The organism is Psychrobacter sp. TWP2-1-2 (assembly GCF_049896785.1).
In the GTDB taxonomy this organism is placed as follows: domain Bacteria; phylum Pseudomonadota; class Gammaproteobacteria; order Pseudomonadales; family Moraxellaceae; genus Psychrobacter.
This window is the reverse complement of the sequence record NZ_JAFCVA010000007.1, coordinates 196,415-207,356: the sequence shown is the minus strand read 5'-3', so window position 1 is coordinate 207,356 and position 10,942 is coordinate 196,415. Positions and strand designations below refer to the sequence as shown.

Here is a 10,942-nt window from a genome sequence, read left to right as displayed (position 1 = left end):
TGGGGTAATTATGATCTCAATGTATTTGGTTATCAAGGTATGTTCAATCTTAGGTGACAACGGTTGACGCCTGATATCCACGCCCTAGAAGGACGTGGTTTTACGGCGCTAGATGATAATATTTTAGAATGTGACACACAGTATAGAGCGTGTTACCCGTTCAACTTAAGTCGCTATCCTCGTTGTTATCTGCGTTATACTAGCCATAAGCATTGACTATCACTGAGCTGACTGCTTAGATGGTTTATAACTAGGAGAATGTCATGACTCAAGAACACGCTTCCCATGAAAAGCGCAAAATCATCGATAAGTTTTTGATGAAACTCACCAAAGAAGAGCCGCAAATGTATTATGCTAGCACCTCTGAGGTCGCTCGTAGTATCCATACTATGATAAAAGAACACACCAATCGCCTGTCTGTAGAAGATCAGGCGCTCGTTAGACATATGACCGTCGAGGAGATACAAGACTTGCTAGGCTTTCACCTTAAATAATCACACTTTCAACGTTCCCATAAAAAAAGCCCGCTTATTTGCAGGCTTTTTTATTATTAAAACTTCAATTTAGAGCATTGAAAATATACATCGCTTAAAACGGATACTCGCGTGGCTCATGTTGCATAGATATCCAGTGCGTTCTAGTAAACTCTTCTAGCACCCACTCACCGTTAAAACGACCAATACCTGAGTTTTTCTCGCCACCGAATGGTAAGTTACTTTCATCATTGACTGAAATATCATTAATATGTGTCATGCCTGCTCTGATACCGCGAGCAAAGCGTATGCCTTTTGCCATATCTTTTGTAAATACCGCACTCGACAGACCAAACATTGAGTCATTGGCGATCGATAACGCATCATCTTCATCTTTGGCACGAATGATACCGACCAATGGTCCAAATACCTCATTACGTGACAAATCCATCTCGCGCGTCACTTCAGTAAAGATATGCGGCGGTACAACTTGTCCTTTAATCTCACCACTTAGTATCATTTTTGCACCTTCTTGCTGCGCATTAGCGATTTTCTCTTTCAACGATTCGACTTGTTTTTTGTTAATAATCGGACCAACCGCCGTGTCTTGTTTGCTCGGATCGCCGACATTTAACGTTTTAACGTGTGCCAAGAAACGCTCAACAAAGTCATCATAAATCTCGTCTTCAACGATAATACGATTGATAGCAATACAGATTTGACCTTGATGTAAGAACTTCCCAAAGGCGGCTGCTTTGACCGCTTGCTCAATATCAGCGTCTTTTAGTACCACAAATGGACTGTTACCACCCAACTCAAGCGCTACTTGTTTAATGTAGTCGCCGCCATTAGCCAACTCGCCAATGCGCTTACCGACTGAAGTAGAGCCAGTAAATGATACAAAGCTTGGGGTTTTGTGTTCAACGATCGCATCTCCTATCTCTTTGCCTGAGCCAACCACCACGTTGAGCAAGCCTTTTGGCAAACCTGCTTCTTCGAATACTTTTGCTAGCAGCAAACCACCAGTCACTGGAGTATCACTCGCAGGCTTGAGTACCACAGCGTTACCAAGTGCTAAGGCTGGTGCAATAGAACGTTGTGTCAAATGTAATGGAAAGTTCCACGGACTAATGACAGCGACGACACCGATGGGCTCACGGTAAACAAAGTTTTCTTTGCCAGGGGTGTTAGATGGACGAATCTCGCCATGTACACGACTGGGGAAAGTCGCAGCCTCAAGGGTAATGCCGCGGGTAGCAGCAAACTCCACCATGGCTTTAACACGGGTACTGCCCGACTCTTTAATGAGCCAATCGACGATTTCATCTTGGCGCTGATCTAAAATCTCAACCACTTTATATAGTACACCTGCTCGTGTCGCTGGCGTTTGCTGTGCCCACTCTTTTTGTGCCGCACTTGCTGCTTGATAAGCTTCATTAAGCTGTGCTTCTGTCGCCTGCTGAATCTTTACAAGTGTATCGCCATTGTAGGGGTTGGTGTTGGTATTGACGCTATCATCTTGACCGCTTTGCCATTCCCCTGCAATGTACTGGAGGTGGAAATCATTATAGGCATTGGCTTTGGTATTATCGGTATCAGTTAACATAATTCTTCTCATTTATTTTATGGATGTTATGTTGGTTGTCAATAAAACAGTATGGCTAGCAAATTGAGGCAGATAAAAAATAACCCTTAACACAGTTATTTATATTAAATAGCCTGCGCTCGCGACATTTGATTAAGCACATCAAAACGAAACTTGCTAGACGACTGGTCTAATGCTACCATAGACCTCATACAAATAAGCGTATTTTGTCAGCAAGTATTGTTGAAAAAACGTAACGTGACCATATCAACCCTGACAATAAGCACTCATTATAAGCAACGATAAAAATCTGCATCGACCCATAGAAAGTATCATGAATAATTGTTAATAGCGCGCTAAGTAGCATTATTCGCCATACCTTATCTCTGAAATACATTCATAAAAAATATAGGAGGACATTACCATTATGTCTGCGGCCTCAACCACAATCCCACCAGATACCAAAACGCATCTGTTAGAAACAGGCTATCAACTGATTTCCAAAAAAGGTTTTACTGCCGTCGGTATCAAACAAATACTAGACACAGCCGGTATTCCTAAAGGCTCTTTTTACCATTATTTTGCCTCAAAGGAAGCGTTCGGTGAAGCTATCATCAGTCATTATTTCACTGACTATAAGATACGCCTAGACGCCATTGGTCGTCAAAAAGTTAATGCTCAGCAAAAGATTTATGATTACTTTCAAAGCTGGTATGACACCCAGCAAAATGGCTGTGATCATGAAAAGTGCTTGGTGGTTAAGCTCAGCGCTGAGGTTGCAGATCTGTCTGAACCTATGCGCATCGCACTGAATGCTGGTTACCAGCAGACAATCAGTTGGCTTGCCGAACAAATCAAAGCAGGCTGGGCGGATGACTCTGTACCACAACCTGACAATATCGCGGCCGAGAGCATGGCCAAACGTTGGTATTTTGCTTGGCTTGGTGCCAGTTTAATCGCCAAGATTAGCCAAACCAATACACCGCTTGCAGAAGTATGGCAGATGACTACTTCTCAATTGGGACGCTAATCCCGTGCGTTAAACGCTTTTTAGCCATTTATACTTCCCTATATCTAAAGCAAAAAATTGAGTTATAAGAGAGTTTTGTAAAAATTACTAGACGACTGGTCTATTTAATGTACAATGCCCACAGTTGTAAAAACGAAAGGCTAATTTGCCACTGAGATTTTTGCACCCCATACGCCCAACACAAATATTTAATAATTTTAGGAATACTATGAATAACTTCCAATATTACAATCCAGTACGTATCGTCTTTGGTGAAGGTCAAATCAAACAACTATCGGAATTGGTACCGAATGATGCCCGTGTGCTTATCACTTATGGTGGCGGTTCGGCACAGCGCACAGGTACGCTAGACGAAGTAAAAGAAGCCTTGGCTGCAAGCGGTACACGTACCGTATTCGAATTTGGTGGTATTGAAGCCAATCCAGAATTCACGACTCTTTTAAAAGCAGCAGACATGGTCAATGAGCACAATATTGACTTTTTGCTAGCGGTCGGTGGTGGCTCAGTCATTGATGGTAGCAAATTTGTGGCATTGGTATCGTCCCTTACTGAAGAAGATGGCACGACAGTCTCACGCGAACAAGCATGGAACGCACTAACCAGCTATTGCAGAGACATTGATTCTGCCATCGATTTGGGTGCTGTTTTGACCATTCCAGCCACTGGCTCTGAGATGAACTCAGGCGGCGTCATCAATTATAGTGAACGTCAAGCTAAGCTACCATTTGGCAACGCACTTGCCTTCCCTAAGTTCTCAATATTAGATCCAATCAAAACACTAACATTACCTGAGCGTCAAGTGATGAATGGTGTTGCGGATGCCTTTGTCCATGTCATGGAACAGTACCTAACGTATCCAGTCAATGCAAAAGTGCAAGATGCCTTTGCTGAGAGCTTGCTGAAAATCCTCATTGATGAAGGTCGTATCGTTAAACAAGATCCAGAAAACTTAGAAACTCGTAAGAATATCATGTGGACAGCGACTATGGCACTCAATGGTCTAATCGGTGCAGGCGTACCGCAAGACTGGACGACACATATGATCGGTCATGAGCTAACCTCGTTACACAGCATCGATCATGCTCGCACCCTAACCATTTTATTACCCTCAGTAATGCGCGAGTTGAAAGACAGCAAAAAAGAGAAATTACTTCAATATGCACATAATGTCTGGAATATTACGCTCGATGATACTCATCAAGACGAAGACGCTGTCATTGAAGCCGCTATTGTCCGTACAGAAAACTTCTTCCGCGACCTTGGCTTGCCCGTCAGTTTAGAAGATGCAGAACTTGATGAGTCAGCTATTGATCCAATTATCAAGCAGCTTGAAGCGCACAACATGGTTCAGTTAGGTGAGCACAGCAACAATGATTTAGAAGTGTCACGTTGTATTCTACAACGTGCTATTAGTAGCAAAGCTGCTTAATAAAAACACCACCGTAATAAGAAACACATATTGTTATGCTATTTATAGTAGTTGCTCAGCACTGAGTAACTACTCCATTCACCATTAAATATCAAAACCAGTAAATATTAAAATCAATAGAATCTTAAAATCAATAAATAGAAAAGGAATCTGATAATGAGCTTTGATAAACAACAAAATCAAAAAACAAACCGTCAAATTAAATTGGCAAGCCGTCCAACAGGTGAGCCAAAAGCTGAAAACTTTGATATGGTAACCAGCGATATCCCATCGCCAAATAACAATGAAATGCTGCTGCGTACCGTTTACTTATCATTAGATCCATACATGCGTGGACGTATGAGCGATGCAAAAAGCTATGCTGATCCGCTAGAAGTGGGTGATGTCATGATGGGTGGAACAGTTGCCCAAGTCGTTGAATCCAATATCGACAAATTTGCTGTGGGTGACTTAGTGGTCTCAAACTCAGGCTGGCAAGACTATAGCGTCAGTGATGGCGAAGGCGTCTTAAAGCTTGACAAAAACATGCCAAATCCATCTTATGGTTTAGGCGTATTAGGTATGCCAGGCTTTACCGGTTACATGGGTTTGACCGACATCGGTAAGCCGCAAAAAGGGGAAACTTTGGTCGTCGCTGCTGCAACGGGTCCCGTTGGTGCAACGGTAGGTCAAGTTGGCAACCAATATGGCTTACGTACCGTTGGTGTGGCTGGTGGCAAAGAAAAATGTGACTTTGCTGTCAATGAGCTAGGCTTTGATGTCTGTATTGACCATAAAGCGGATGACTTTGCCGAGCAATTAAAAGCGGCTTGCCCAGATGGCATCGATATCTATTACGAAAACGTCGGTGGCAAAGTATTTGATGCCGTTATGCCATTATTAAATGCGCATGCACGTATCCCAGTCTGTGGTCTGGTCTCGCGATACAACGCCACCGAGCTGCCTGATGGTAAAGATCGTCTAGGCGTATTAATGGGCAACATTCTAAGCCGTCGTCTCACCATCAAAGGGTTTATTATTTTTGAAGAGTATGGCGATCACTTCCCAGAGTTCTTAAAAACCATGAGCAAATGGATCGAGTCAGGCGATGTTAAAACCAAAGAATATATCGCTGAAGGCTTAGACGATGCACCAAACGCCTTTGTTCGCATGCTAAATGGCGATAACTTTGGTAAAACAGTGGTTAAAGTTTCTGAGGTTGAATAACCGAACCAATGGTTCTCAGTTGGTTGAATCGCAAATAACGACTTAACAACATAACTTGCTAAGACAACCACTGAAAATGACCTCTCAACCATGAATACTGTTCTATGAATACCGCTAGCAGTCATTGCTAATACTCATATTGATTACAGATGATTAATTAAGCATGACTGCTAACAACCCATGATTTAAGAACAACATCAATAATAAATAAGGAAGACTATGAATATTTTAATGGTACTAACCTCACATGATAAGTTGGGCGATACTGGCAAAAAAACGGGCTTTTGGCTAGAAGAGTTTGCCGCGCCTTATTATGCTTTTATCGATGCGGGTGTCAATGTGACACTTGCTTCTCCTGCTGGCGGGCAGCCACCGCTTGATCCGAGCAGTGACACTGAAGACACGCAAACGAAAGATACCAAGCGTTTTAAAGAAGACAGCGACGCTCAAAAGCATCTTGCCAATACTGAAAAACTCGCTGATATGAACGCTGAAGATTTTGATTCAGTCTTTTATCCAGGCGGTCATGGTCCACTATGGGACTTGGCAGTTGATAAAAATTCGATCAATTTGATTGAGACGTTTGTCAAACAAGACAAACCTGTCGCCTTTGTTTGTCATTCTCCAGCCGCTCTTAAAAATGTCAAAATTGACGGTGAGTATTTAGTCAAAGGCAAAACAGTGACTGGCTTTACCAATTCAGAAGAAGACGCCGTTGGTCTAACAGATGTCGTGCCATTCTTAGTAGAAGATGCACTAAAAGCCAATGGTGGTAACTATGAAAAAGCCGCTGATTGGGAATCATTTGTGGTCGAAGATGGCTTGCTGATTACTGGACAAAACCCAGCGTCATCAGAGGAAGCTGCCAAGCGTTTAATCACTAAGCTGAAAGGCTAATATCTTTTTAACGTTAATATAATAGACCATGCAAAAAGGCCACTATCATGATTCGCTTACATCATCTCAACCAGTCTCGCTCATTACGTATTTTATGGCTTTTAGAAGAGCTGGGCGTGCCTTATGAGATCATTAGTCATCAACGCGATCCTAATACTCACTTGGCACCAGACAGTTTAAAGGCGGTACATCCACTCAGCAAATCTCCGGTTATTGAGATGGATGGTCAACTTTATGCCGAATCGGGTGCAATCACTGAGTTATTGATTGAGCGATTTGCGCCAGAGCGCTTACGTCCTACGACTGATAGCGTAGACTATGGACATTATCTGCAATGGATTAACTTTGCTGAAAGCTCGCTCATGTTGCCGTTATTACTGGAGCTATTTACTAAAAAAGCCGGTATCGTCGATAACGAGTTTTTAGATGGTTATATCAGTCAAGAAAAACACAGATTGTTGAGCTATCTAAACGAGGAAGTTGCAGATAAGCCATTTATCGTTGGTCATAAGCTAAGCGGCGCTGACTTTATGCTGTCTTTTGACTTAATCATGCTGGCTAAGCGTGAAGCGTTAGATGATTATCCGCATATCAAGCAGTATGCTTTACAGCTTGCCAGTCTTGATAGCTATCAGCGCAGCATGCGTTTAGAGGCGAATTATGATCACTCTATTTAGTACCATGGTCTAACTGTTTATCGACTATTCAGTGTATAAAAAACAGCTCTTTATAGAGCTGTTTTTTATGGGCAAAAATGATCTGAGTCGTAGCTATGTGACATATAGTCAAGGAATTTTAGAATCGCTATAAGGCGACCGACCGCAGAGAGTACACTGAGTACATCTATGGCGGGTAAAACCGTAGCAGTTTAAAAGTGCTCTGACTATAGCACTGTGTTTCTTATCGTCTATCATTGACAGACAGATGTATTTATCTTTTTAACTTGATTTTCAATGTGTGAGTTATGCGTGATAAATGCTCAACAAAAATTATGATAAAATATTCAAAACAGGGTTTAGAATACTTTTTTGGTTTTATCAGTCTACTAAATGACTTTCTGTTAAATGGCTTTTTATTAAATGGCTTTTTATTAAATGACTTTGAACGCCTTGAGTTTCATGACTATCCGACGAGCGCGATGCTTGTTTAACAACGGCTATATACCATTTTATCCCTCTACGCAGATTATCCATCCATGAGTACTGAATACCAGTTTAAGCCCCATGAACGACCATTCATGCTTGGCTCGCCAGCCACCCCTGATCACCCTGTGCGCCGTAAAATATTTTATTTACTGATTGGTATTTTTATTGGCTTAACTGCCAGCTTTCAGAACGGTCTATTGGTCGCGAATCTCACTCAAATTCAAGGTGAAATGGGCCTAACACCAGTAGAAGGTGGCTGGATATCAGTCGCTTACAATATGACCAATGCTTGTGTCACGGTGCTGCTGTACAAAATTCGCCAGCAATTTGGCATGTCGTTATTTAGCAAAATCACTTTGTTCTTTTTATTGGCAGCCACCAGTATGCAGTGGCTGGTCAGTAGCAATCTGCTCAGTACAATGACTGGCATCAGCATCGAGCCTTATTATTTAGAACTGCTCGCCCGTGGTTTTAGTGGTGTGGTGGCTAGTGCGATGACGGTATTGTCTATTTTTTATTGTCTACAAGGCATGCCAACTGCTCGGCGTATCAGCGGACTGATATTGGGGTTCGGCTTGGTGCAGTTTGGCATTCCACTATCACGGATTATCTCGCCTTATTTAGCCGTTGATGGTCAGCTTGAAGGTTTATTTTTATTTCAAGTGGGATTATCGCTGATTTGCTTTGGGCTTATTAACATTCTTGAGCTACCACCGGGCAACACGGAAAAGGTCTTTGAAAAACTTGATTTGGTGAGTTTTGGCTTTTTTGCCAGTGGTCTTGCCGCCCTATCCGTATTTTTAGTACAAGGTAGAATTCAATGGTGGACAATGCCTTGGCTTAGCTATCCACTGATTATTGCCGTCGTGACTATCTCGATTGCTTTATGGATTGAGACGCACCGCAAAAACCCTATGTTACAAGTGCGCTGGATGCGTAGCCGCACCATTATTGCCTTTATGATTACTGGTGCCGTTATGCGTATTTTGCTGTCTGAGCAAAGTGTGGGCGCCGCAGGATTATTAGCAAACCTTGGTTATGGTAATGACCAGCTGATTGTTTTCTATGCCATCATCTTGGTGGCTAGCATACTGGCATTAGTGATTAGCATTTTTACCACCAAAGCGACGGATCTGCGCCGACCCGTGATTTTTGCGGTTGCCTTGATTGCGATTGGTGCATGGATAGATACTGGTGTGTCGCTAAACTCTGCCCCTTATATGTTTTATTTCAGTCAGTTTATAATCGCTTTTGCTGCCGTTTACTTTATGGGACCAATGGTATTTGAAGGTATGTTTCGCGCCATTGCTAACGGACCTGCCTATATTATTAGCTTTTCGGTGATTTTTGGTATTTCACAAACGATCGGCGGTTTGGCAGGTGCGGCAGGTATTCAAGCATTTACCACCATTCGTACTCAGATGCATTATGCCGATATGGTCAGTTCAATGAATACCACTGATCCTGCTACGATGACCCAAATGCTACAGGGTGTGCAACGTCAAGCAACGGTCGCCGCTTATGACGATTTATTTTTTTTGATGGCCGTGGGCGCCACTATCACTGCGCTATATTTATTGATGATTTATTTTTATTACCTTTATCATAAACGCAATCCACTTGGTAAAGAACTTGCCGCATTGGCAGAAATGATGGGCAAAAAATAACAGGTGACAATAATATCGATTTTTTGCTGTTACCTTTCCTTCTTATGCTAATTACTATATTTTAAAAAGTTATCCACTATGTTTACTAATCTCATTAGGAGCACATCATGAGCGAAGACAAGTTAAATGATCTTGATGACCATAATCAAGACACCGCTCAAGATGCCACCCAAAATACTGCTAAAAACAATCAGACATCATCCAAGGCAGCAGCAATAGAGATGCCTCTAAGCCAATCAAAAAATGATGATACTGTGACTATACCGAAAACAGAGGACTCGATAATAACGTCCGTTGCTGATGCGGATGAAACGCCAATGCCGCCAAAAGAGCCTATTCCTGACGCTACGGGTTGGTCGCCTAAAAAGAAATCTTACTTTAATCTAGGCTTATTGATTGCACTAATCATTATTGGCGTCCTTTTGATTCTTTATGCGTGGAAGCTACCGCCCTTTACACCTACGGTTCAGCAAACTAATAATGCCTTTGTAAAAGGTCAAACAACGATTATCAGCCCGCAAGTTTCTGGCTATGTCACAGAAGTGGCAGTGCAAGATTTTGAAAATGTACAAGCAGGTGATTTATTGGTCAAGATAGATGACCGTGCCTTTTTGCAGCAGCTCGAACAAGCACAAGCCAATATCGAAGTCGCTATGACCGACCGCTCAAGCAATGCGCAAGATACGGGCACCAGTCAGGCACAAATCGAAGCACGTAAAGCGGACTTATATAGTGCCAAAGTTAGCGTTGATAGTGCACGCGAAGATGTAAAGCGCTATCAAGGGCTTGATGCGATTGGCGCAGTATCCAAAGCTGAAGTTGCTCATGCCCAAGCTCAGCTCGCGCAAGCACAAGCGGGCGTGCAGCAAGCAGAAGCCAATTTACAAGTCGCCCTTGAAGCCAGCAAAAAAACCAGTGGTAGCCGCTCATCACTCGATGCCAATATTAAAAATGCAGAAGCAGTTGCTAAGCAAGCACAGATTAATTTAGACAATACGATTATCACTGCCCCTGAATCAGGACAACTGAGTCAAGTGAGCGTCAAAGCGGGGCAATATGTCAGCGCGGGCACACAGCTCATGTATGTGGTGCCAAAAGGCGTGTGGATTATCGCCAACTTTAAAGAAACCCAAGTGGCAAATATGACTGTCGGTGAGCCTGCAACTATTCATGTGGATGCGCTAGGCGGCGTTAAGTTTCGAGGTCATGTCAGCAATATCTCGCCAGCGACTGGCAGTGAATTTAGCGCAGGCGCGGCAAACCCTGCGACTGGCAACTATATTAAAATCGCTCAGCGTATTCCGGTACGAATAGATTTAGAACAAGGACAACCTGAGCTTGCGCAATTGCGCCCCGGTATGTCGGTGTCGGTCGATGTCGATACTAAACCGAACTAGAGCATGTTGAACTCTCACAAATAGGCTCAGCTATTTGCTAAAATTGCTCTAGACAAGCCGTAAAAAAAAGCCAGTCCAGATGTCATAATCACTATGACGCCTAGATTGGGTTT

9 protein-coding genes are annotated in these 10,942 nt (G+C 42.8%); 8 read left to right on the top strand and 1 reads right to left on the bottom strand.

What is annotated here, in order from left to right; genetic code table 11:
* Window positions 1–263 precede the first annotated feature (263 nt).
* The gene (locus ACP7AE_RS08775) at window positions 264–494 is read left to right on the top strand and encodes a hypothetical protein (RefSeq protein WP_045454282.1); all 231 of its coding nucleotides are present in this window, start codon (window positions 264–266) and stop codon (window positions 492–494) included.
* A 94-nt stretch (window positions 495–588) separates the two neighbouring features.
* On the opposite strand, the gene ACP7AE_RS08770 is transcribed toward ACP7AE_RS08775, so the two are convergent.
* On the bottom strand, window positions 589–2,079 hold the full coding sequence (locus ACP7AE_RS08770) for an aldehyde dehydrogenase family protein (protein ID WP_193008828.1): 1,491 nt from the start codon (window positions 2,077–2,079) through the stop codon (window positions 589–591).
* Between the two features lie 406 nt (window positions 2,080–2,485).
* Here ACP7AE_RS08770 and ACP7AE_RS08765 point away from each other — a divergent pair, with 406 nt between their 5' ends.
* The 7 genes from ACP7AE_RS08765 to ACP7AE_RS08735 all read left to right on the top strand — a co-directional run bounded on the left by ACP7AE_RS08765 (window position 2,486) and on the right by ACP7AE_RS08735 (window position 10,829).
* A complete protein-coding gene (locus ACP7AE_RS08765) occupies window positions 2,486–3,088 on the top strand; it encodes a TetR/AcrR family transcriptional regulator (RefSeq protein WP_193008827.1) in 603 nt (200 codons plus the stop codon).
* 208 nt (window positions 3,089–3,296) lie between these two features.
* The gene (locus ACP7AE_RS08760) at window positions 3,297–4,517 is read left to right on the top strand and encodes an iron-containing alcohol dehydrogenase (protein ID WP_426242582.1); all 1,221 of its coding nucleotides are present in this window, start codon (window positions 3,297–3,299) and stop codon (window positions 4,515–4,517) included.
* Between the two features lie 156 nt (window positions 4,518–4,673).
* Window positions 4,674–5,723, top strand: coding sequence for an NADP-dependent oxidoreductase (locus tag ACP7AE_RS08755; RefSeq protein ID WP_426242580.1), 1,050 nt, complete (start codon window positions 4,674–4,676; stop codon window positions 5,721–5,723).
* A 219-nt stretch (window positions 5,724–5,942) separates the two neighbouring features.
* The gene (locus ACP7AE_RS08750) at window positions 5,943–6,620 is read left to right on the top strand and encodes a type 1 glutamine amidotransferase domain-containing protein (RefSeq protein WP_045446333.1); all 678 of its coding nucleotides are present in this window, start codon (window positions 5,943–5,945) and stop codon (window positions 6,618–6,620) included.
* A 47-nt stretch (window positions 6,621–6,667) separates the two neighbouring features.
* The gene (locus ACP7AE_RS08745) at window positions 6,668–7,297 is read left to right on the top strand and encodes a glutathione S-transferase family protein (protein WP_426242578.1); all 630 of its coding nucleotides are present in this window, start codon (window positions 6,668–6,670) and stop codon (window positions 7,295–7,297) included.
* A gap of 518 nt (window positions 7,298–7,815) precedes the next feature.
* On the top strand, window positions 7,816–9,432 hold the full coding sequence (locus ACP7AE_RS08740; protein WP_426242576.1) for an MFS transporter: 1,617 nt from the start codon (window positions 7,816–7,818) through the stop codon (window positions 9,430–9,432).
* Between the two features lie 107 nt (window positions 9,433–9,539).
* Entirely contained in the window at window positions 9,540–10,829 is a 1,290-nt protein-coding gene (locus ACP7AE_RS08735) for an HlyD family secretion protein (RefSeq protein WP_426242574.1), read from the top strand.
* Window positions 10,830–10,942 lie beyond the last annotated feature (113 nt).